This window comes from Bradyrhizobium sp. USDA 4474 (assembly GCF_054057515.1).
This window is the reverse complement of sequence record NZ_JBSRZJ010000002.1, coordinates 2,429,039-2,450,747: the sequence shown is the minus strand read 5'-3', so window position 1 is coordinate 2,450,747 and position 21,709 is coordinate 2,429,039. Positions and strand designations below refer to the sequence as shown.

18 protein-coding genes are annotated in these 21,709 nt (G+C 65.1%); 8 read left to right on the top strand and 10 right to left on the bottom strand.

Features of this window, described 5'->3' with window-relative positions; genetic code table 11:
* The first annotated feature begins 40 nt into the window (after positions 1-40).
* Positions 41-190: a hypothetical protein gene (locus tag ACVW16_RS13385; protein ID WP_456699665.1), complete on the top strand. Its 150-nt coding sequence runs from the start codon at positions 41-43 to the stop codon at positions 188-190.
* A gap of 154 nt (positions 191-344) precedes the next feature.
* Here ACVW16_RS13385 and xseA read toward each other — a convergent pair whose 3' ends face one another.
* On the bottom strand, positions 345-1,961 hold the full coding sequence (gene xseA / locus ACVW16_RS13380) for an exodeoxyribonuclease VII large subunit (protein WP_456705088.1): 1,617 nt from the start codon (positions 1,959-1,961) through the stop codon (positions 345-347).
* Positions 1,962-2,098: 137 nt separating this feature from the next.
* Here xseA and ACVW16_RS13375 point away from each other — a divergent pair, with 137 nt between their 5' ends.
* From ACVW16_RS13375 to ACVW16_RS13365, 3 genes are read left to right on the top strand one after another with little or no spacing between them, the layout of a single operon-like run.
* Positions 2,099-3,109: an alpha/beta hydrolase gene (locus ACVW16_RS13375; RefSeq protein ID WP_456737263.1), complete on the top strand. Its 1,011-nt coding sequence runs from the start codon at positions 2,099-2,101 to the stop codon at positions 3,107-3,109.
* Positions 3,106-3,657 carry a hypothetical protein gene (locus ACVW16_RS13370; protein ID WP_456699663.1) on the top strand — a complete coding sequence of 184 codons (552 nt, stop codon included), beginning with the start codon at positions 3,106-3,108 and terminating at the stop codon, positions 3,655-3,657. The genes ACVW16_RS13375 and ACVW16_RS13370 overlap by 4 nt, the downstream gene beginning before the upstream one ends.
* Positions 3,657-3,956 (top strand): winged helix-turn-helix domain-containing protein, encoded by a 300-nt coding sequence (locus ACVW16_RS13365; protein WP_456699662.1) that lies wholly within the window; start codon positions 3,657-3,659, stop codon positions 3,954-3,956. Before ACVW16_RS13370 ends, ACVW16_RS13365 begins: the two co-directional genes overlap by 1 nt.
* A gap of 76 nt (positions 3,957-4,032) precedes the next feature.
* On the opposite strand, the gene ACVW16_RS13360 is transcribed toward ACVW16_RS13365, so the two are convergent.
* Positions 4,033-5,529, bottom strand: coding sequence for an NCS1 family nucleobase:cation symporter-1 (locus ACVW16_RS13360; RefSeq protein WP_456737264.1), 1,497 nt, complete (start codon positions 5,527-5,529; stop codon positions 4,033-4,035).
* Positions 5,530-6,558: 1,029 nt separating this feature from the next.
* Here ACVW16_RS13360 and purD point away from each other — a divergent pair.
* Entirely contained in the window at positions 6,559-7,842 is a 1,284-nt protein-coding gene (gene purD, locus ACVW16_RS13355; protein ID WP_456737265.1) for a phosphoribosylamine--glycine ligase, read from the top strand.
* A gap of 164 nt (positions 7,843-8,006) precedes the next feature.
* Positions 8,007-8,912, top strand: a complete 906-nt coding sequence (locus tag ACVW16_RS13350) for an alpha/beta fold hydrolase (RefSeq protein WP_456737266.1) — start codon at positions 8,007-8,009, stop codon at positions 8,910-8,912.
* Here ACVW16_RS13350 and ACVW16_RS13345 read toward each other — a convergent pair.
* Positions 8,909-9,367: a nucleoside deaminase gene (locus ACVW16_RS13345; protein ID WP_092230031.1), complete on the bottom strand. Its 459-nt coding sequence runs from the start codon at positions 9,365-9,367 to the stop codon at positions 8,909-8,911. The genes ACVW16_RS13350 and ACVW16_RS13345 overlap by 4 nt on opposite strands.
* A 118-nt stretch (positions 9,368-9,485) precedes the next feature.
* Between ACVW16_RS13345 and ACVW16_RS13340 the strand changes: the two genes are divergently transcribed.
* Both ACVW16_RS13340 and rsmD read left to right on the top strand, forming a co-directional pair.
* Complete coding sequence (locus ACVW16_RS13340) at positions 9,486-11,345, top strand: pseudouridine synthase (RefSeq protein WP_456737267.1); 1,860 nt, start codon at positions 9,486-9,488, stop codon at positions 11,343-11,345.
* A 1-nt stretch (position 11,346) separates the two neighbouring features.
* A complete protein-coding gene (rsmD, locus tag ACVW16_RS13335) occupies positions 11,347-11,904 on the top strand; it encodes a 16S rRNA (guanine(966)-N(2))-methyltransferase RsmD (RefSeq protein ID WP_456737268.1) in 558 nt (185 codons plus the stop codon).
* A gap of 1 nt (position 11,905) precedes the next feature.
* Here the strand turns inward: rsmD and mutL are convergent, their stop codons facing one another.
* The 7 genes from mutL to ileS all read right to left on the bottom strand — a co-directional run bounded on the left by mutL (position 11,906) and on the right by ileS (position 21,680).
* Positions 11,906-13,720, bottom strand: a complete 1,815-nt coding sequence (mutL, locus tag ACVW16_RS13330) for a DNA mismatch repair endonuclease MutL (protein WP_456737269.1) — start codon at positions 13,718-13,720, stop codon at positions 11,906-11,908.
* Positions 13,721-13,826: 106 nt separating this feature from the next.
* Complete coding sequence (gene arfB, locus ACVW16_RS13325; RefSeq protein WP_456802363.1) at positions 13,827-14,243, bottom strand: alternative ribosome rescue aminoacyl-tRNA hydrolase ArfB; 417 nt, start codon at positions 14,241-14,243, stop codon at positions 13,827-13,829.
* 115 nt (positions 14,244-14,358) lie between these two features.
* Entirely contained in the window at positions 14,359-15,732 is a 1,374-nt protein-coding gene (locus ACVW16_RS13320) for a M16 family metallopeptidase (protein WP_456737270.1), read from the bottom strand.
* On the bottom strand, positions 15,729-17,123 hold the full coding sequence (locus ACVW16_RS13315; RefSeq protein WP_456699653.1) for a M16 family metallopeptidase: 1,395 nt from the start codon (positions 17,121-17,123) through the stop codon (positions 15,729-15,731). Before ACVW16_RS13315 ends, ACVW16_RS13320 begins: the two co-directional genes overlap by 4 nt.
* A gap of 191 nt (positions 17,124-17,314) precedes the next feature.
* Positions 17,315-18,040 carry a hypothetical protein gene (locus ACVW16_RS13310; protein WP_456737271.1) on the bottom strand — a complete coding sequence of 242 codons (726 nt, stop codon included), beginning with the start codon at positions 18,038-18,040 and terminating at the stop codon, positions 17,315-17,317.
* 126 nt (positions 18,041-18,166) lie between these two features.
* Positions 18,167-18,661: a signal peptidase II gene (gene lspA, locus ACVW16_RS13305; RefSeq protein ID WP_456699651.1), complete on the bottom strand. Its 495-nt coding sequence runs from the start codon at positions 18,659-18,661 to the stop codon at positions 18,167-18,169.
* Positions 18,662-18,671: 10 nt separating this feature from the next.
* Positions 18,672-21,680: an isoleucine--tRNA ligase gene (gene ileS / locus ACVW16_RS13300; protein WP_456802362.1), complete on the bottom strand. Its 3,009-nt coding sequence runs from the start codon at positions 21,678-21,680 to the stop codon at positions 18,672-18,674.
* Positions 21,681-21,709 lie beyond the last annotated feature (29 nt).

The following is a 21,709-nucleotide window of genomic DNA, read 5'->3' as shown; positions in this document are numbered from 1 at the left end:
CGCCTTAGTTCGACCATGATGTCGGCTAAACGCATCTGTCATGCGCAACCGCATCGTCATCTTCTCATCCGCACTGGTCGTCTTCACCGTCGCCGTGTTCCTGTTCGAAGCCCACGCCGGCTCGCCCCTGCGCGCACCTGATCATTGCGGCTTCTGGACCACGATGGAGGCGGGGTTGTCCTGCCGGTAGGCGGCGGACGACGGACCAACGATCTTCACCACATCCTGTAAGAGTTCGTTGTTGGTTTCGTTGCAGCAGCGCGCAGTCGTGCCGTGCGGCACACTGCGCTCCCTCCCCCACAAGGGGGAGGGAACGCGGCGGTGCTTGCAGCAACATCGCGCCTCTAAAACAAACTGCCCTGATCCACCGGCTTCCGCTTCGGCGCGGGCTTCGCCTCCTGCGCCGTGGCCTTCGGCTGCGCCGGCGCGCGCTTGGCCGTCGGCGCCGGCCGATCCGCATCCGCGGTCGCCCCCACGCGTCCATCCCCGAACTCGATCTCCACGCGTGCGCCGGGACCGATCGCGTCGGCCGAATGCAGCGGATGGCCCGCTTGGTCGCGCACCAGCGCAAAGCCGCGGGCGAGCACGCCGCGATAGGACAAGGCGGACAGCAGCTTGCCGCTGTTCTCGACGCGGGCGTCCAGCCGCTGCAGCAGGGTGACCAGCGCGCGCCCCGCGCGTTCGGCCAGCCGATGGGTGCGCTCGCGCTGGCGGGCAATCGCATTGCGCTGCGCCTGCGCGTTGGAGAGCTTTGAGGCGCGCAGGCGCACTTCAAGTCCGGCAAAGCGGTCGCGCCGCCGCCGCAGCAGCGAGCGCGCGGACAGGCCGAGCCGTTCGCCGCAGACCGTGAGGCGATGATCGGCCTGCGCGATCTGGCCGTGCAGCACCCGCAGCGTCAGCTTGGCGCTTGCGGCGGTGAACCTGCGGAAATGCGCATGCGTGTTGGCCTTGAGCCCGCGGGGCAGGGCGCTGCCTGCCGAATCCAGCCGCTGCCGCGGGATCGCGAGCAGATCTGACGCAGCGGGCAGCGCGCGTGCCGCGGCGCGCAATTCGTTGCGGCGGTTTTCATGGCCACGCTGCCAACAGGCCCGCGTGCGCCGCGCGAGATCGGCGACCTCGACGAACAGATCGCTGCGCACGGGGACTGCCATTTCGGCCGCCGCCGTCGGCGTCGGCGCGCGCTTGTCGGCGACGAAATCGATCAGCGTGATGTCGGTCTCGTGGCCCACCGCCGAGATCAGCGGGATCATGCTCTCGGCTGCTGCGCGCACCACGATCTCCTCGTTGAAGGACCAGAGATCCTCCAGCGAGCCGCCGCCGCGCGCGACGATGAGCACGTCGGGCCGCGGAATCCTGCCGCCCTCGGGCAAGGCATTGAAGCCGCGGATTGCGGCCGCGACCTGCTCGGCCGAGCCTTCGCCCTGGACTTTCACCGGCCACACCAGCACGTGACGGGGAAAGCGGTCCTCGAGCCGGTGCAGGATGTCGCGGATCACGGCGCCGGTCGGCGAGGTCACCACGCCGATCACCTCGGGCAGCCAGGGCAGCAGCTGCTTGCGCGCCTCGTCGAACAGGCCCTCGGCGGCGAGCTTCTTCTTGCGCTCCTCCATCAGCGCCATCAGTGCGCCGATGCCGGCCGGCTCCAGCGCCTCGATCACGATCTGGTATTTCGAGGAGCCCGGATAGGTCGTGAGCTTGCCGGTCGCGATGACCTCCAGCCCCTCCTGGGGCTTGAAGCGCATGCGGCCGTGCACGCCCTTCCAGATCACCGCCTCGATCTTGGCGCTCTCGTCCTTGAGCGCGAAATAGCAGTGCCCGGATGAATGGGCGCCGCGGAATCCGGAGATCTCGCCGCGGACCCGGACATGGCCATAGGTGTCCTCCACCGTCCGCTTCAGGGACTGCGAGAGCTCGGAAACGGTGAATTCGGGCGCGTTGTGAAGAGGTTCCGCAGGCGGCATCGGCAATCGATTCGGCATTTTGGGGTCAGTTCAGACGTTAAGGATTTTCGCAGCGCGACGCCATCCGGGGGATTTATTGGGAGAGTACTCTGTATTATAGAGTTCTCTATTGATTGGAAGTTCAGGGAGTTTGGACCATGGCGATACCGATACAGCGAGGTGTTTTGGGCTTGCTCAAATGGGGCCTGTGCGCGGTCGGCGCCACGGCGCTGATCCTCACCGCCTTGATCGCGACGCCGTTGCAGCGGCCCGCGGAGATGCGCTCGGTCTCGGACTCCGCCAAGGGCATCGACTGGTCCACGCTGCCGGCGTTGGAGCGCTTCCAGGCCCGCGACGGCACCTGGCTGGGCTATCGGCACTATCAGCCGAAGGGAGCAACCACCGACCGCGGCGCGATCTTCATCCACGGCTCGTCCGGCTCCTCCGGCACCGTCAATCATGCCCTGACGGCCGCGCTTGCCGCGCATGGCGTCGAGACCTGGGCGCTCGATATCCGCGGCCACGGCGCCTCCGGCACGCACGGCGACATCGGCTATGTCGGCCAGCTCGAGGACGACCTCGTCGACTTCGTCGCCCATGTCCGCAAGAGCACGCCCGATCTGCCGCTGACATTGATCGGTCATTCCGCCGGCGCCGGCTTCTCGCTGCGCGTCGCCGCGACGCCGATCGTGCAGGACCTGTTCGTCCGCACCGTGCTGGTCGCGCCCTATCTCGGCTATGACGCGCCGACCAATGTCGCGCATTCTGGCGGCTGGGCCAATGCCGACATCCCGCGCTTCATCGGGCTCACCGCCCTGCGCAAGCTCGGCATCGATTGCTGTTCGCAGCTGCCGGTGCTCGCCTTCGCGGTGCCTGCGAATTCGGAGCGTTATCTGACCGCCGTTTATTCCGACCGCCTGATGCGCAACTTCGCGACGCGCGGCTATCGCCTCGATCTGGCTGCGGTGACGCATCCGATGACGATCTTCGGCGGCGCCGAGGACGAGATGATGATCTCGGCCAGATATGCCGAGACCGTGCAGGCGATCAAGCCTGATATCGACGTCAAGATCATCGACGGCGTCAACCACATGGGTATGGTCACCCATGCGAAGGCGGTCAACGCGATCGCCGACGACGTGGCGACGCGGGGCGCAGGCCAGTCATGATCGACAGCAAGGAGGCGTCCGCAGCGCTGGCCGATATCGACGACATCGTCCAGCGCGTGAAGCAATCGCAGCTCTATGAGCTGGCGAGCCTCGGGGCGATATGGTGGGGCATGCTGGTCTTCGCCGGCAATCTCGTGACCTGGCTCTGGCCCTTCTACGCGCGTTACGCCTGGCCGACCGTCGACATCCTGGGTGTCGGCGGATTGATCGCGCTCCGCTGGCTCACGCCGTCACGTCTCCATGGTGCCGCCTTCGACGTCAGGGTGCCGCTGGTGTTCGCGCTGTTCTTCGCATTCGGTTATGTCTGCACCAACGTGCTCGGTCATTTCGGCCCACGCGAGCTCGGCGCATTCTGGCCTGTTTATTTCATGCTGTTCTACATGCTTGCCGGTCTGTGGTTCGGCACTGCGTTCGTCGCGATCGGACTCGGCATCACCGCACTGACGCTGGTCGGCTTCTTCACCATCGGCGAAGCCTTCCCGCTCTGGATGGCCTTCGTCAACGGCGGCGGCCTGATCCTGGGCGGCCTCTGGATGCGGCGGATCTGATGGCCGAACTCGACGACATCATCCACCAGCCGCTGCGGCTGAAGATCATGGCGGCCCTGAACGCGCTGCCGGTCGCCTCAGGCCTGGAATTCGCGCGGCTGAAGAAACTCACCGGCGCCACCGACGGCAATCTCGGCGCACATATCGAGACGCTCGCCAAGGCGGGCTACGTCTCGGTCGACAAAGCCTTCGTGGGGAAGAAACCGCAGACCACGGTGACGGCCACCGCGGCGGGCCGCGGGGCGTTTGCGCGGCATGTCGCGACCCTGCAGGAAATCATTGCGGGGAAGCAGCTGTAACGCGCCAGGCAGCGATAGAAGAAGCGCATCGGCGAAAAGGACGGCCCGCTGCGGGCGGGCCGTCCCCGCAAGCCGGTCAGGCCGGCTGAGAAGCGAGCGCAGTCTGACGGAGCATGAGATAGTTGTAGATGCCGTAACCCAGGCCCACGCCGATGAACCAGGTGAAATTGGCCAGCACCGACAACGATGGGACCAGTGCACAGATCGCCGGCACCAGTGCGGAGGGAATGATCGCGAGGATCGCGTTCCTGTTGTACCCGCCCTCGTACCAATAAAGGCCGCTCTCGCTCAGAGTATAGAGGTCATCGACGACGATCTGCTGCTTCTTCACCATGTAGAAGTCCGCGATCAGGATTCCGAACAGCGGACCGATGAACGCGCCGAGGATGTCGAGCGTGTAATGGATGACCTGCGGATTGTCGTACAGGTTCCACGGCGTTATGAAGACCGAGCCGACCGCGGCGATCATGCCGCCCATCCGCCAACTGATCCGCTGCGGCGCGACGTTCGAGAAGTCGAAGGCCGGCGAGACGAAGTTGGCCACGATGTTGATGCCGATGGTCGCGATCATGAAGGTCAGCGCGCCGAGTACGACCGCAAACGTGCTGTCGATCTTGCTGACGGTTTCCACGGGGTCCGTGATCATGTGGCCGAACACCGGCAGCGTGGCCGACGTGGTGATGACCGTGAGCACCGAGAAGCCGAGGAAGTTGACCGGCAGGCCCCAGAAGTTGCCGGCCTTCACCGCGCCAAAGCTCTTTCCGTAGCGCGAGAAGTCGCCGAAGTTCAGCATCGGTCCCGAGAAATACGAGACCACCAGCGCGATCGCATTGATCATCACGGGCAGCGCGTCCCAGCCGCTGTATTTGACCTCGCCGAGCGTGAGCCCGATGTTGGCGATGCCCGCCTTCGCGATGAGATAGGCCGCCAGCACGATCATCACGACATACACGGCCGGGCCGGCCCAGTCGATGAAGACGCGGATCGCCTCCATGCCGCGCCAGAACACGATCGCCTGCAGCACCCACAGGAACATGAAGCAGGCCCAACCGAGCGCCGACAGGCCGACGAAGCCGTGCTGGCCGACATCGGCATAGGGCGCCAGCGTGGGAAAGAACTTGAGCGCCACCACCATGAACGCGCTCGAGGCCAGATAGGTCTGGATGCCGTACCAGGCGACCGCGATGAGGCCGCGAATGATGGCCGGGATATTGGCGCCCTTCACGCCGAACGGCGCGCGGCAGATGACGGGATAAGGCGTTCCCGTGACCTGGCTCGGCTTGGCGACGAGGTTGCAGAACAGTTGCACGATCATGATGCCGGCGAGCAGCGCGATCAGCACCTGCCAGCCGACCAGTCCGAGCGAGAACAGGCTTCCCGCGGTGACATAGCCGCCGACACTGTGCACATCGGACATCCAGAATGCGAAGATATTGTACGCGCCCCAGGTCTGTTCCTTGAGCGGCGCAAGGTCTTCATTGGTCAGCTCCGGGTGATAGCCGGGCTTGATGATAACGCGGGCATGGGCCTCGGAAACAGCGCCTCCGGGGGCTTCGGGCAGTTTGGGACTCATTGTCTTTCACCTTCCAAGCAAAACAAGGATCCGCGCATTCGATCTCTGCACGCGTCGCGCGGCTTCGCCCCAAAATGCAAGCGGCGTGCCATTTTTTAACGTTCGATAAATGAATTATAACGTTCGATCAGGGAGACGCAGGCCGCCCGGAGCCGCCGCCGCGCGCCACGGCCCGTCGTTCGCGATGCGTGCTCGCGTGTCGGCTGCAACTGGAGCTTGAATCCGTTGATGAAAGCGAATTGCGTGGGGTCGCGTATCCCGAGCCATAGGAGGACGCGTCATCGCCGTGGAAGCTTTCGGCCGCGCCACGCCTGTTCAGTTCGTAGAGGAGAAAGCCAGACTCTCGCTGAGACGGCTTACGGTGAGAGTGCAGAGTTTTGGGCACTGTCGCCGGAATTTTGGGCAGTTCGTAGTTCGTAGGATGGGTTGAGCCCTTGCGAAACCCATCGCTTTCCCATTCCCGCTCTCCGTCTTGGCAGCTGTCTTCCAACTGCAAGTGACGATGGATCGCGGATGGCGTCCGGTCGGCCAGCTCTACGGATGCTTCGAGGAAACACGTGTGATGGGTTTCGCCAGGGCTCAACCCATCCTACGGGCTCTGCAAGTGACGATGAATCGCGGATGGCGTCCGGTCGGCCAGCTCTACGGATGCTTCGCGAAACACGTGTGATGGGTTTCGCAAGGGCTCAACCCATCCTACGGGCTGATCAAGGTAACGACGCGCTTTTCAACGCGGGGAAGCACCTCTTCGCGCGAATATCTGCACTCTTTGCAGCGCTTCGTCACGCAATTGCCGCCGACAGACAGCGTACCGAACGACTCGCTTTTGCAGCGAGGACATTTGCGAAAGGGCGGAAGTTCGAACATGGCGCTTTAAATCCCAAATGGTCGAAATGTCTCTTACGCGCGGAGGCGCGCTGCCAAGGCTCGCGAAGAGGTACAGTTGGAGGGTAACATCCCCCCTTGAGCCCCACCCCGATTCGTGCGACCTCCGCCCTCCAGCAAAACCCCTCATTTTCTGAGCCTGCGATGCACATTCTCCTGCTTGGTTCCGGCGGCCGCGAACATGCTCTGGCGTGGAAGATTGCGGCGTCCCCCCTGGTGACCAAACTCTGGTGCGCGCCCGGCAATGCCGGCATCGCGCGCGAGGCGGAGTGCGTGGCGCTCGATGTTGCCGACCATGCCGCCGTGATCGACTTCTGCAAGACGAATGCGGTCGACCTGGTCGTGGTCGGCCCGGAGACGCCGCTGGCGGCCGGCATCGTCGATGATCTCACCGCTGCGGATATCAAGGCGTTCGGGCCGAACAAGATCCCGGCGCAGCTCGAAAGCTCCAAGGGGTTTACCAAGGCGCTGTGCACCGAGTTCGGCATTCCGACCGGCGCCTACAAGCGATTCACCAACGCCCAGGACGCGCGCGATTACGTGCAAAGCCGGGGCGCGCCGATCGTGGTGAAGGCCGACGGCCTTGCCGCCGGCAAGGGCGTCGTCGTCGCGAAGTCAGTGCGCGAGGCGGAGGACGCCATCGCCATGATGTTCGAGGGCGCGTTTGGCGAGGCCGGCGCGGAAGTGGTGATCGAGGAATTCCTGCCGGGCCGCGAGATCAGCTTCTTTGCGCTGTGCGACGGCGAGACCGCCATTCCGCTCGCCTCCGCCCAGGACCACAAGCGCGTGTTCGACCACGACGTCGGCCCGAACACCGGCGGCATGGGCGCCTATTCGCCGACGCCTCTGGTGACGCCGGCGATCCACGACGCGATCATGGCCAAGATCATCCTGCCGACGGTCGCGGGCATGAAGCAGCGCGGCACGCCGTTCCGCGGCATTCTGTACGCTGGCATCATGCTGACGACGCACGGCCCAAAGCTGTTCGAGTTCAACGTCCGCTTCGGCGACCCCGAATGCCAGGTGCTGATGCTGCGCATGATGTCTGACATCGTGCCGGCGTTCCTCGCCGCCTGCGACGGCCAGCTGAAGAATTTTGACCTGCGCTGGTATCCGGAATCCGCGCTCACCGTGGTGATGGCGGCGAAGGGCTATCCCGGCGACTACCAGAAGGGCACCGAGATCGAGGGGCTCGACGATGCCGCCAAGGTCGACACGGTCGAGATCTTCCACGCCGGCACGGTCGCCAGGGATGGCGCCATCCTCGCCAATGGCGGGCGCGTGCTCAATGTCTGCGCGCTGGGCGCGACCGTGACTGAGGCGCAGGCGCGCGCCTATCAGGCCGTCGACCGCATCCGCTGGCCGGAAGGCTTCTGCCGCCGCGACATCGGCTGGCAGGCGGTGGAGGCCGAGAAGGCGAGGGGCTAGCGCGTCGTCCCCGCCGGCGCGGGCAGCGCGCCGATCCGGACTCCGGGACTGTGGCTTGATCTCGACTTCCAGAAATGCGCAATCAGCAGATAGGGTTAGTCACCCCGCTGATAATACCGCTACGGTGCATGGGGTTGTTTCGACATTTTGAGTGGGTGGAACTGATGTCCGATCTCGCCGACCTCTATCCCGGCTTCGCCTCCGAATGGGTCAACACCTCGTTCGGCCGCATCTTCGCCCGCATCGGTGGCAACGGGCCGCCGCTGCTGCTGCTGCACGGCTTCTCCGAGACGCATGTGATGTGGCACCGCGTCGCGCCTGAGCTGGCCGACCGGTTCACGCTGATCATCGCCGACCTGCCCGGCTATGGCTGGTCCGACATGCCCGAGAGCGATGCGCTGCACATGCCCTACAGCAAGCGCGCGATGGCCAAGGCCATGGTGGAGATGATGGAGCGGCTCGGCCACGTCCACTTCGCGCTCGCCGGCCACGATCGCGGCGGCCGCGTGTCGTATCGCCTGGCGCTGGATCATCCCGGCCGGCTGTCCAAGCTCGCCGTGCTCGATATCCTGCCGACCTATAATTACTGGGAGCGGATGAACCGCGCCTATGCGCTGAAGATCTATCACTGGACGTTTCTGGCGCAGCCCGCGCCGCTGCCGGAGACGCTGATCTCGGGCCAGGGCGAGTTCTTCCTGCGCTTCAAGATGGCGAGCCAGACCAAATCGAAAACGCTGGATGCGATCGACCCGCGCGCGCTCGAACACTACCTCGCCCCGTTCCGCGATCCCGCCCGCATCCATGCGATGTGCGAGGACTACCGCGCCGGCGCCTATATCGACTACGACCTCGACAAGGCCGATTTCGAGGCCGGCAAGAAGATCACCGTGCCCATGCTGGCGCTGTGGGGCGGCGCCGGCATTGCGCAAGCCGCCGCGACCCCGCTCGATGTCTGGAAGCAATGGGCGACCGATGTCGGAGGCCAGCCTGTCGATTCCGGTCACTTCCTCACCGAGGAGAACCCCGACGCCACCGCGCAGGCGCTGCTTTCGTTTTTTGCAGGCAGCTAGCGCCGCTCGCGAAAGAACTCCTTGAGCAGCCGCGCCGCCTCGCTCTCGCCGACCCCGGAATAAACGTCCGGGGCGTGGTGACAGGTCGGTGAGGCAAAGAACCGCACGCCCGATTCGACCGCGCCGCCCTTGGGGTCAGCCGCGCCGTAATAGAGCCGGCGGACCCTTGCAAAGGAGATCGCGCCCGCACACATGGTGCAGGGCTCCAAGGTCACGTAGAGGTCGCAGTCGACCAGCCGCTCGCTGCCGATCTTTTTCGCCGCCTCGCGCAGCGCGATGATCTCGGCGTGGCCCGTGGGGTCGTAGTCGGTCAGGGTGCGGTTGGCGGCGGTGGCGATGACCTCGTAGTTGCGGACCACCACGCACCCGATCGGAACTTCGCCAGCCTTTCCGGCATTTTCGGCCGTTTTGAGCGCCAAATCCATGAAAGAAGGGGCTTTCAAGCCTCGTATCATCCGAAGAAACCTGCTAGTAGCTGCGCCTTCAGCAGAAGTGCTTACGATTTTTGCCTGAGCATGCGGCTCGGAATGAGCGCGCGTAATGCGTCTGGCCACCCCCTGAGTGAGATTATTCATGCCTCGCGACAGCGACAAAGACAACGATTCCCGCGGCCGGCGAGGCCCCCCCAAAGGCGGCCGCAGCGGCAAGCCGCGCGGCCCCGACAAGAAATTCGCCAAGCGCGGCTTTGAGGGCAAGGGCGATCGCGACAGCCGCCCCTTCCGCCGCCGCGAGGAGGGCGATGCCCCGCGTCGCGATTTTTCCGACCGCCCGCGCTTCAAGCGCGATGACCGTGGCGGCGAGGGCCGCGGCGAGCGCGGCTTCAAGCCGCGCGGCGACCGTCCGTCCTATGGCCGCGACGACCGTCCGCCGCGCAGCCGGGACCGCGACGATGCCCGTCCCGCGGGTCGCTTCGGCGACAAGAAGTTCGGCGACAAGCGGCCCTATGCGCCGCGCGGTGACCGTGGCGAGCGCAAGTTCGACGGCGAGCGGAAATTTTCGCGCGACCGTGGCGAGCGCAGCGATTCCAAGCCCTGGCAGAAGCGCGATGATCGTCCGCATGGCGACCGTCCGCGCAAGTCGTTCGACAAGGATTTCCGCGGCCGCGATCGCAGCGAGGAAAAGCCCTGGCGCCAGCGCGACGACCGTCGTGACGGCGGCCGTGGTGATGACCGTCCGCGTTTCTCGCGCTCACGCGATGATCGCGCCTCTGGCGATCGTCCGTTCCGCGATCGTCCAAAGTTTGACCGGTCGCGCGATGACCGTCCGAAGTTCGATCGTCCGCGCGAGCGGCCCGAGGGCCGCATGGACTGGCAGGAGCATCCGCGCAGCGAAGGCCGCTTTGGCGATCGTCCGCGCCGCGACAACGAGGACGACAGCAGGATCTTCGAGAAACGCCCCGCCTTCGGCGGTCGTGGCGCCTATCGCGCGCGCGAGCGTGATTTCGAGGGAAGGCCGCGCCGCGAAGAGCCGCCGAAGCCGAAAAAGGCCGGGGAGCGCATCGCCAAGGCGTTGGCGCGCGCAGGCCTCGCCTCGCGCAGGGATGCCGAGGAGATGGTCACGCAGGGACGCGTCACCGTCAACGGCCGCGTGATCAATTCGCCGGCGCTGGACATCACCAAGAACGACGTCGTCCTGGTCGATGGCAAGCCGTTGCCGGAGCGCGAGCGCACGCGGCTGTTCCTCTATCACAAGCCGCGCGGGCTGATGACCACGCATGACGATCCCGAGGGTCGTCCGACCGTGTTCGACAATCTGCCCGAAGGCCTGCCGCGGCTGATCAGCGTCGGCCGGCTCGATTTCAATACTGAAGGCCTCCTGCTGCTCACCAATGACGGTGGCCTCGCTCGCACGCTCGAGCTGCCTGATACCGGCTGGTTGCGCCGCTACCGCGTCCGCGCCCATGGCGACGTCACCCAGGCGCAGCTCGACCAGCTCAAGGACGGCATCGAGGTCGAGGGCGTGAAATACGGTCCGATCGAAGCGACGCTGGAGCGTGACCAGGGCGCCAATGTCTGGCTGGTGTTCGCGATCCGCGAAGGCAAGAACCGCGAGGTCCGCAACGTCTGCGCCCATCTCGGGCTCGAGGTGAACCGACTGATCCGCGTCTCCTACGGTCCGTTCCAGCTCGGCGAGGTCCCCGAGGGCCAGGTCGAGGAGGTCCGCTCGCGCGTGCTGCGTGAGCAGCTCGGCGACAAGGTGATCGAGAAGTCGGGCGCGCAATTCGACGTGCCGAAGAAGTCGTCAGGCGAGGGCGAGAAGATCTCCAAGCGCGCCGTGATCGCCGACCGCAAGGGCCGCCGCGTGCTGGTGCAGCGTACCGGCAGCGATGAAGCGCGCGAGCGCAACGAGGAAGAGGCCAACGGCTACGGCCCGCCGCGTCGTCCCAAGCGCGGCTATCACGGCAAACGCGATCTGACGCCGCGGGACGAATAGCATGCGCGTGGTCGGCGGCCGTTTAAAGGGGCGCAATCTCGCCTCACCGTCGTCGCGCGACATCCGTCCCACGGCGGATCGCCTGCGCGAATCCGTGTTCAACATCCTCGTGCACGCCTATGACAACCCGATTGCGGACGCACGCGTGCTCGATCTCTTCGCCGGCACTGGCGCGCTCGGCATCGAGGCGTCGTCACGCGGCGCGAAGTTCACGCTGTTCGTGGACAATGGGGCTGAGGCGCGCGCGCTGCTGCGCAACAATGTCGAGTCGCTCGGCCTCGGCGGTGTCACCAAGGTTTATCGCCGCGACGCGACCGATCTCGGTCCCGCACATCCCGTCGAGCCGTTCTCGCTGGTGTTTCTCGATCCACCCTACGGCAAGGGTTTTGCGGAGAAAGCGCTTGCGAGCTTGCGTGACGGCGGCTGGCTGACATCAGGCGCGCTGCTGGTGGTGGAAGAGGCCAAGGCCGCGCAGTTCGCGACGCCGGAAGGTTTTGAGGAGCTGGAGCGGCGGGCGTATGACGACACCGAGTTCGTGTTTTTGAAACGCAACGCGTAGTTCATCTCCGCCCGAACAGCTTTTCCACGTCGGCAAGCTTCAGCTCGACGTAAGTCGGCCGGCCGTGATTGCACTGGCCGGAGTTCGGCGTCTCCTCCATCTCGCGGAGCAGGGCGTTCATCTCCTCGGGCCGCAAGCGGCGGCCGGCGCGCACCGAGCCGTGGCAGGCCATGGTCGCGGCGACGTGCATCAAGCGACGCTCCAGCGGCAGAGCCTCATCCCATTCGGCCATATGTTCGGAGAGATCGCGCAGCAGCCCGCCGGCGTTGGTCTTGCCGAGCAGCGACGGCGTCTCGCGCACCGCGACCGCGCCGGGGCCGAAGGATTCGATCGCAAGGCCGAATGAAACGAGCTCGTCGCTGCGCTCAAGCAGGCGCTCCACCGTGGCCTCGTCCATCTCGACGATCTCGGGGATCAAGAGGATCTGTCGCTGCACGCCGTTCTCGGCGAGCGAAGCCTTGAGCCGCTCATAGACGATGCGTTCATGCGCGGCGTGCTGGTCGACGATGATCAGGCCGTCGCGAGTCTGCGACACGATATAGGTCTCGTGCAGCTGCGTACGCGCCGCGCCGAGCGGACGATCAACGAGATCGGTCACCGGCTGGGCTTCGAACCGCACGTCCGCGCTTGGTGCGCCAACGTCGAACGCAGCCTGCGGGCGTTCTGCGAACGCAGGCGCGGCCGAGCCTTCGAATGACGGCATCGGCGCAACCGGCGCGGATGGCGAAGCCCGCCAGTCCCAGCTTGCCGGTCGCTGCGGCGTAAAGGCGGACCGGAACGACGACAATGCATTCTCGCCGCTGTTGGCGGCGGTGCGGCGTCCCTCGCGCGCGAGGCCTTCCTTCAGCCCGTGTACGATCAGCGCGCGCACAAGGCCGGCGTTGCGGAAGCGGACCTCGGTCTTGGCCGGATGCACATTGGCATCGACCTCGCGCGGATCGAGCGTGACGAACAGCGCCAGCACCGGATGCCGGTCGCGCGGTAGATAATCGGCATAGGCGCCCCGCACCGCCCCCAGGATCAGCTTGTCGCGGACGGGACGACCGTTGACGAAGAGATATTGCCCGAGCGCGTTGGCTTTGGTGAGCGCAGGTGCCGCGGCGTAGCCCGCGACGACGACACCCTCGCGCTCGGCATGGACTTCGAAGGCGTGGCTGCGGAACTCCGTGCCGAGAATGTCGCCGAGTCGCGTCAGGCGTCCCGCCGCGCCGGGCAGCGCCGCGGCCCAAGTCACGGGTGCGCGCTCTTCGCCCGCGAGCGTGAAGGCGACATCGGGCCGCGCCATCGCGAGACGCCGTACCACCTCGCGGATCGCCTCCGCCTCGGTGCGGTCGGTCTTCAGGAATTTCAGCCGCGCCGGCGTCGCATAGAAGAGATCGTTGACCTCCACGCGGGTGCCATGCGCGAGCGCGGCCGGCATGATCTCGGACTTCTCACCGCCCTCGACGGTAAGCGCCCAGGCATGCGGCTCGTTCGCATGCCGCGTGGTGATCGAGAGGCGCGCCACGGAGCCGATCGAGGGCAGCGCCTCGCCGCGGAAGCCGAGGGTACGGATCTGCAGAAGGTCCTCATCGTCGAGCTTGGAGGTGGCATGTCGCTCGACAGCGAGCGCCAGGTCCCTCCGGGTCATCCCGCTGCCGTCGTCGGTGATGCCAATCCGCCGCCGCCCGCCGCCATCGGTGAAGACGTCGATCCGGCTCGCGCCGGCATCGATGGCGTTCTCGACGAGTTCCTTGACCACGCTGGCCGGACGTTCGACCACCTCGCCGGCCGCGATGCGGTTGACGACCTGCTCTGGAAGTTGACGGACGGGCATGGAGCGACTCGAGGGAGCGTTCGGGCGCTCAATTTAGCCCCGCCTGCGCGCAATTGCATGGGGCAAGTCCCGGATGCCCACATCCGGTTGGTCCGGAGCAGGCCCCTCAATCGTTCAAGCGACCGCCGCGTCCGGCCTTGACTTCGCTGCGACGCTTCTTGCCGTCCAGCCGGCGCTGTTTGGACGCGTAAGTCGGTCGCGTCGCGCGACGCGGTGTCGGCCGGATCATCGCCTCCGTCAGGATCGCAACGAGCCGGTCGACGGCGTCCTGCCGATTGCGCTCCTGGGTGCGGAAGCGCTGGGCGTGGATCACAATCACGCCGTCCTTGGTCATGCGCTGGCCGGCGACACGGGCGAGCCGGACCGCTGCATCTTCAGGGATGGTCAGCTTGCGCGTGTCGAAGCGCAACTGGGCAGAGGTGGAGACCTTGTTGACGTTCTGCCCGCCCGGGCCGGAGGCGCGGACAAAGCCGATCTCGATGTCGTCCTCGTCGATGACGAGATCGCGGGATATCCGCAGCATGATGGCACCATTGATGATCTCAGGACATATCGCGGAACGTCCATGTTCGGCAATGGTACTCTGGAAACGCAAATGGCCGGGCGAACCCGGCCATTTCAGGAAACGTGAGGTGACGTCAGTTCGACTTGGTAGCCGGTGCCGCGGCCGGCTGCGCGGCAGCCTGGGGCGCGCGGCCGACGACGACGGTCAGGAGGCCCTGGCTCCAGAGCCGCTTGGCGGCGGCCTTGGCGTCGTCGAGCGTCACCGCGTCGACGATGGCGTTGCGCTTCTCGATATAGTCGATCGGCAGCTTGTCCTGTTGATATTGCAGCAGCGCCTGTGCGAGCTTGGAGGAGGTGTCCAACGCAAGCATCTGCGAGCCCTTGAGATAGGACTTGGCCTCGTCGAGCTCTTGCTGGGTCGGGCCCTCGTCGGCGATGCGACGCACTTCCTTCTCGATCGCGTCGATGGTGTCGCCGGCACGGTCCGCGCGGGTACCGGTGTTGCCGATGAAGACTGCCGAATGCTCCATCCAGAGCAGCGATTCGAACACGGAATAAGCAAGCCCGCGCTTCTCGCGGACCTCGCGATAGAGCCGCGAGGACAGGCCGCCGCCACCGAGGATGTGGTTGACGACATAGGCCGCCATGAAATTCGGATCGTCGCGCATCACGCCCGGTCCGCCGAAGGTGATGACGGTCTGCGGCACGTCGAGCGGCACGAAGGCGCGCTGCGGGGGCTTTGCGGCCTCGATGTCGGGGACCGGCACGAGATTGGCCTTGGCAGGCAAGGCACCAAACGTGTGATCGAGCAGCTTGCCGAGCGTGGCCGGATCGACGTCGCCGACCACCGCGATCTTCAGCGTATCCTTGGCGAGGACGCGCCCGACATAATCCTTCATGTCGGCGACCGTGATCGTCGGCACGCTCTCGAGCGTCCCGTTGGTCTGCCGTCCATAGGGGTGATCGCCGAACGCCATCTCCAGGAATTTTTTGCTCGCAAGCGAGGTCGGGTTGGTGGTGTCGCGGCGCAGGCCCGAGATGACCTGCGAGCGGATGCGCTCGACGTCAACAGGGTCGAAATGCGGCGAGGTCAGTGAGGATCGCAACAGGTCGAAGGCTTCGTCCTTGTTGTCGCGCAGCATGCGCAAGCTGCCGCGGAAGGTGTCGCGGGTCGCGCTGAAGGAGAGCTCGATGGCACGGCGGTCGAGCCGCTCATGGAACGTCTTGGAATCGAGGTCGCCGGAGCCCTCGTCGAGAAGGTCGCCGACAAGATTGGCGACACCGGGCTTCTCCTTGGGATCCTGTGCGGAGCCACCCGCAAAGGAATATTCCATGGCGATCAGCGGCACGGTCGCGTCCTGGACGAACCACGCCTCGATGCCGCCGGGCGAGACCAGATGCTGGATCTTCGCAGCGGCCTGCGACGGCGAGATCGCGGCGAGAGCGAGTGCCGCACCGGTGACGAACGACAACACGAAATGGCGTGCGCGAAGAAAAGAATGGGTCACGAACGCTTCTCCTCGCGCTTGGCAGCGGTGCTGGTGTCCTTGATCAGATAGCCGGTCACCGAGCGCTTTTTCTCCAGCCATTTTTGCGCAGCTCCGCGGACCTGTTCTGCGGTGACGGCGCGAATGCGGTCGGGCCAGCTTCTGATATCCTCGATCGACAGGCCCGTGGTGAGTGCGCCGCCATACCAGCGCGCCAGCACGGCCTGGTTGTCCTGGGCGTAGATCGCTTCCGCAATCAGCTGGGTCTTGACCCGCTCGAGATCCTCGGCACGGATCGGATTCTGCGCAATGTCGGCGATGACGCCATCGATCACTTGCTCGACCTCGGCAAAGCTGACACCCGACTTCGGCGAAGCCGAGATCGCGAACTGGGTCGGGTCGAGCGAGATGCTGGAATAGCTGGCGCTGGCGGAGACCGCGAGCGGCTTGTCGACGACGAGCGCGCGGTAGAGATAGGAGTTGCTGCCGCTCCCCATCAACTGCGCCAGGACGTCGAGCGCGGCACTCTCGCCGGCCGCGGCGGTGGTCGCCGAGGGCACCAGATAATAGCGGCGCAGGCTCGGCTGCTCGACGCGCGGGTCGGACAGCGTGACGGTGCGCGGCGCGACCGGTTCCGGCTCCTGCGGGCGGATGCGACGTGCAGGGATCGCCGGCTGCGACGGGATCGGGCCGAAATCGCGCTCGACCAGCGGGCGTACGTCGGCAGCCTCGACGTCGCCGGCGATTACCAGGATCGCGTTGTTCGGTGCGTAGAAGCGACGGTAGAAGGCGAGCGCGTCCTCGCGATTGAGCTTTTCGATCTCCTGATGCCAGCCGATCACCGGCCGGCCGTAGGGATGATTGAGATAGAGCGCGGCCATGATCTGTTCGTTGAGGCGCGCGTCGGGGCTGTTTGCGACGCGCATGTTGTACTCTTCGAGCACGACATCGCGTTCGGGCAGCACGTTCTCGTCCTTGAGGATCAGGCCGGTCATGCGATCGGCCTCAAACTCCATCATGGTCGGAAGCTGTTCTTTCGGGACGCGCTGGTAGTAGTCGGTGTAATCGACCGACGTCGAGGCATTCTCGTTGCCGCCGACGCGGAGCACGGTCTTGGAGAATTCGCCGATCGGATGTTTCTCGGTACCCTTGAACATGAGATGTTCGAGGAAGTGCGCGAGACCGGATTTGCCCGGCGTCTCGTCGGCCGAGCCCACCTTGTACCAGATCATCTCCGTGACAACGGGCGTGCGATGGTCCGGGATCACCACGACCTGGAGGCCGTTGCTGAGCGTGAAGCTGGCGGGCGGCGCGGACGTGACCGTCGTCTGGGCGAATGCGCTGCCGACCTCGAGGGCTGATGTCGAGAGGAGCGCGGCGAAGAGGCAGGCAATCGATCGGTGTGAGGACATCACGATCCTTGTGAAAGCCCGAACCCTCAAGTCCGGGCGTGAAAGCACGGCATGCTACACCGCGCGGCTTTGAGCTTCGGGTCACGAAGCAGAGAACGCCGTCGAGTTGTACTTAAGAATAAGTCATCTGCCGCATCCGGCCGACACCGGACGTTGCGGCGGTACACGCCTGCTTGCGACGGACAGGGAGCTTATTGCTCCTTTTCCTTCCCCGACATGACGTCGAAATAGGTCTTGCGTGTGGTATCTTCTCCGGAACCATAGGCATAGTTCGACGAAGGTGTCTGATATCCCGGCGGCGGCTCGACCAGCGATTGGCGCGGTGGCTCGCTGACGAACGGCTTGGACTCGGGCTTGCTACCCTTGAACATGTTCCACAGACCGCCGGTGTAACCGAGCTGGGCCGGGCTGAGTGTCGGGTTGGTGCCGTTGGTACCCGGCTGGACCGGGTCATTGCTGGCCTGCTGCGGGGCCGTCTTGTGGGCGTCCAACTCGGCTGGCGACAGCGGCCGCGCATCTTTCAGATATTGCGCGGCCTTGTTGCCCGCCTTCTTGCGCGCGGCGATGGCTTCCTTGCGGCGCTTCTCGTCGGGATCCTTCGGCCAGTTCGGTGCGTTCGCGGCGTCGGCACTGGCGGGCGGCGGCAGGTCGAGGCTCGGTGGCACCACCAGCGGCGAGCGCTCGCGGTACTCGATGCCCTTCTTCTCCATGCCCTTGGCGCCGAGGCCCGACATCAAATTGTCGATGAGCTTCTCTTCGAAGGTCATGTCGTCGTCATCGTCATCGTCGCCGGCGCGGACCGGGCCCGCGGACATGACGAGACCAATGCCAAGTGCGACGGCTGACAATTTCAGCGCCAGCCAAAGTCCCCGCCGGGAGTCTCGACCCATCGAACCGCTGGTCTCGGAGCTGCGCATTCCTGTACCTGTTCCATATTGTGGCAGTCTTGAACTGTGCAAATCTTGGAGTAGCACGTCTTGTCGCGCCTCGCGCGACCGCCGCTCGCCAAGCAAGGTTCCGCCTCCGTTCCGTATCGACCGGGATCAGGGCGCTTTTGCGGCGGGTACCCCCAAGAAGGAATCATACAACAGGGCCGTCACACCAGCAACGATAGCCACGTCCGCGAGGTTGAAGACGTACCAATCATAGGTATTTCCGGCGATTTCGATGTGGAACAGGGCGAAGTCGACCACCGCGCCGTAGGCCACGCGGTCGATGCCGTTGCCGATGGCGCCGCCGATGATCAGGCCCAGCGCGACCGTGGCGAGCCGGGTCTGCGACCGCGCCATCCAGATCGCCAGTGCAATCACCGCGACGACCTTCACTGCCATCAGTGCGATCTGTGCCGCATGGCTGTCGTTCTGCAGCCAGCCGAAGCTGATCCCGATATTCCAGGCCAGCACAAGGTCGAAGAAGGGGGTCACCTTCACCACGCCCTTGCGGGCGAGGTCGAAGCCGTTCAGCAGCCAGAGCTTCGAGGCCTGATCGGCCAGGAGGGTCAGCACGGCCGCGATGATGCCGGCGCGGAGCGGGGTCATGGCCGTTCGATCAGATGCTCGAGCCCAACGCTTTCCATTCGCGCAACGCCTGGGCATCGCGCGGAGTGACGTCGGGGTATTCAGCGTCCTCACCCACCATGGGCGAGATCTTCCAGGAGCGGGCGCATTTGGTGCCGACGGCCTTCTCCACTACGACCGCGACCCCCGGTACCCCGTCGAGACGGAACGCATAGGCCGGCGCCTCGCCCTCGCGCACCTCGTAATTCGAGGTGATGCAGATCTCGGCGAGATCGGTGTCGAACAACGTCGCCAGCACGTCGCGGTCGGCGACATAGATCACCGGCGAGGCCTCGAGCGAGGAGCCGATGTTCTTGGCGGCGCGTTCAAGCTCCAGCGCGCCGGTGACGACGCGGCGGACATTGCGGATGGTTTCCCATTTCGCGGCGAGGGTCTCGTCGCGTAGCTTATCGAGACCTTCCGGGAACAGCGTCAAATGCACCGACGCTTCCGCATCCGGCCTGTACATCCGCCAAGCTTCTTCCGCAGTGAAGCTCAGGACCGGCGCCAGCCATTTCAGGATTGAATTGCACAGCAGGTCGATCGTGGTCAGCGCCGCTTTGCGTGTCGCCGATGACGGCGGATCGCAATAGAGGGTGTCCTTGCGGATATCGAAGTAGAACGCCGAGAGTTCGCTGTTCATGAAGGCGGACAGCGTCGCGACCACGCTCTTGAAGTCGAACGTCTCGTAGGCCTTGCGGACAAGTTCGGCGCGAATGGCGAGTTCGTGCAGCATCAGCCGCTCGAGCTCGGGCATCGCGGCAGGCGCGACGGCCTCGGTCGGCTTGTAGTGATGAAGCGTGCCGAGCATCCAGCGCACGGTGTTGCGCAGCTTGCGGTAGGTCTCGACGGTGTTTTTCAGGATTTCGGGGCCGATGCGCTGGTCGTCGGTGTAGTCGCAGGACGCAACCCAAAGCCGCAGGATGTCGGCGCCGGATTCCTTGATGACGGACTGCGGTTCAATGGTGTTGCCGAGCGACTTCGACATCTTGCGGCCGTCCTCGGCCTGGGTGAAGCCGTGGGTCAGCACGATGTCGTAGGGCGCGCGGCCGCGCGTGCCGCAGCTCTCCAGCAACGAAGAGTGGAACCAGCCGCGATGCTGGTCCGAGCCTTCGAGATACATCACGGTATCGGTGCCGCCGTCGACCTTGCGTTTGATGCCGGCCAAGCCGGGAAATTGCACGGGGTCTTCGAGCACGAAGGCGTGGGTCGAGCCGGAATCGAACCAGACATCGAGAATGTCGTCGACCTTCTGCCAATCCTCGCCAGCACGCGGTCCAAGAAAGCGTTCGCGGGCACCTGTCGCATACCAGGCGTCCGCGCCTTCCTTCGCGAAGGCGTCGCCGATGCGGGTGTTGACGGCCTCATCCTGCAGGATCTCGGCCGAGCCGTCGCCCTTTTCGCGGACGAACACGGCGATCGGCACGCCCCAGGCGCGCTGGCGTGAGATCACCCAGTCGGGCCGGGCCTCGATCATGCCGTTGATGCGGTTCTCTCCCGACGGTGGCACCCACTGCGTCACCGAGATCGCGTGCAGTACGCGGGCGCGCAGCGTGTCGCCGGGCTTGGTCTTGCCGTTTGCGGCAATATCCTTGTCCATCGCGATGAACCATTGTGGCGTGTTGCGGAAGATCACCGGCTTCTTCGAGCGCCATGAGTGCGGATATTGGTGCTTGAGCCGGCCGCGCGCGAGCAACTTGCCGTTCTCCACGAGCGCCTTGATCACGGCCTCGTTGGCGTCGCCCTTCTCGCCCTTGTCGTTGATGACGCGCTTGCCCGTGAAGCCGGGTGCCTGGTCGGTATAGGCGCCGTTCTCGTCGACGGTATAGGGAATCGCGGTGTTGATGCCGCGGGCGTCGAGCTCCCGCGTATTCGCCATCCAGACGTCGAAGTCCTCACGGCCGTGACTGGGCGCGGTGTGCACGAAACCGGTGCCGGTGTCGTCGGTGACGTGGTCGCCGGACAGCAGCGGCACGATGAAGTCGTAGCCACCGGCGAGCCCCTTGAGCGGATGGGCGCATTCGATTGCGTCCATGGTGTCGCCTGGGATGTCGCGAACCTTCTCGAAAGCGGCCACGCGCGCCTGCTTGAACACCTCTTCAGCGAGCGCGTCGGCCAGGATCAGGAGATCGCCGGTCTTGGCCCAATTGTCCGCGGGCGCGTCGGTCACCTTGTAGAGGCCGTAGCCGATCTTCGGCGAGAACGAGATGGCGCGGTTGCCGGGCAGGGTCCAGGGTGTGGTGGTCCAGATCACGACGCTTGCTGTAGCGAGCGCGCCATGCGCGGGCGAGGTGACCGGGAATTTCACCCAGACCATGTCGGACGTGTAGTCCTCGTACTCGACTTCGGCCTCGGCGAGCGCAGTCTTTTCGATCACGCTCCACATCACCGGCTTGGACCCGCGATAGAGCGTGCCGTTGGCCGCGAACTTCATCAGCTCGCGCGCGATCTGGGCTTCGGCCGGATAGTTCATGGTGGCGTAAGGATGAGCCCAGTCGCCGATCACGCCGAGACGCTTGAATTCCTCGCGCTGCACGTTGAGCCAGTGCGTGGCGTAGGCGCGGCACTCCTTCCGGAAATCGATCATCGCGGCGCTGTCGCGGAAGTCGGGCTTCTGCTTGCCCTTCTTGCGATAGTTCTCCTCCTCGACTTTCCATTCGATCGGCAGGCCGTGGCAGTCCCAGCCGGGCACATAGTTGGAATCGAAGCCGAGCATCTGCTGGCTCTTGGTGACGAGATCCTTGAGGATCTTGTTCAGCGCCGTGCCGATATGGATGTTGCCGTTGGCATAGGGCGGCCCGTCGTGCAGCACGAACTTGGCCCGGCCTTTCGCGCGGTCTCGCAGCTTTTCGTAGAGGCCGATCTCGTACCAGCGCTTGAGGATCTCCGGTTCGCGCTGGGGCAGGCCGGCACGCATCGGGAATTCGGTCTGCGGCAGGAACAGGGTCTTCGAATAGTCTTTGGCTTCGGACTTTGGGGACTTTTGCGGCTTTTCGGACATGAGGTTGACTGGCTCGGAATGGCGCGGGA

Coding starts and splice junctions, on each gene's coding strand:
- ACVW16_RS13385 (WP_456699665.1), top strand. CDS start 41: ATGCGCAACCGCATCGTCATCTTCTCATCCGCACTGGTCGTCTTCACC.
- xseA (WP_456705088.1), bottom strand. CDS start 1,961: ATGCCGCCTGCGGAACCTCTTCACAACGCGCCCGAATTCACCGTTTCC.
- ACVW16_RS13375 (WP_456737263.1), top strand. CDS start 2,099: ATGGCGATACCGATACAGCGAGGTGTTTTGGGCTTGCTCAAATGGGGC.
- ACVW16_RS13370 (WP_456699663.1), top strand. CDS start 3,106: ATGATCGACAGCAAGGAGGCGTCCGCAGCGCTGGCCGATATCGACGAC.
- ACVW16_RS13365 (WP_456699662.1), top strand. CDS start 3,657: ATGGCCGAACTCGACGACATCATCCACCAGCCGCTGCGGCTGAAGATC.
- ACVW16_RS13360 (WP_456737264.1), bottom strand. CDS start 5,529: ATGAGTCCCAAACTGCCCGAAGCCCCCGGAGGCGCTGTTTCCGAGGCC.
- purD (WP_456737265.1), top strand. CDS start 6,559: ATGCACATTCTCCTGCTTGGTTCCGGCGGCCGCGAACATGCTCTGGCG.
- ACVW16_RS13350 (WP_456737266.1), top strand. CDS start 8,007: ATGTCCGATCTCGCCGACCTCTATCCCGGCTTCGCCTCCGAATGGGTC.
- ACVW16_RS13345 (WP_092230031.1), bottom strand. CDS start 9,367: ATGATACGAGGCTTGAAAGCCCCTTCTTTCATGGATTTGGCGCTCAAA.
- ACVW16_RS13340 (WP_456737267.1), top strand. CDS start 9,486: ATGCCTCGCGACAGCGACAAAGACAACGATTCCCGCGGCCGGCGAGGC.
- rsmD (WP_456737268.1), top strand. CDS start 11,347: ATGCGCGTGGTCGGCGGCCGTTTAAAGGGGCGCAATCTCGCCTCACCG.
- mutL (WP_456737269.1), bottom strand. CDS start 13,720: ATGCCCGTCCGTCAACTTCCAGAGCAGGTCGTCAACCGCATCGCGGCC.
- arfB (WP_456802363.1), bottom strand. CDS start 14,243: ATGCTGCGGATATCCCGCGATCTCGTCATCGACGAGGACGACATCGAG.
- ACVW16_RS13315 (WP_456699653.1), bottom strand. CDS start 17,123: ATGTCCTCACACCGATCGATTGCCTGCCTCTTCGCCGCGCTCCTCTCG.
- ACVW16_RS13310 (WP_456737271.1), bottom strand. CDS start 18,040: ATGCGCAGCTCCGAGACCAGCGGTTCGATGGGTCGAGACTCCCGGCGG.
- lspA (WP_456699651.1), bottom strand. CDS start 18,661: ATGACCCCGCTCCGCGCCGGCATCATCGCGGCCGTGCTGACCCTCCTG.
- ileS (WP_456802362.1), bottom strand. CDS start 21,680: ATGTCCGAAAAGCCGCAAAAGTCCCCAAAGTCCGAAGCCAAAGACTAT.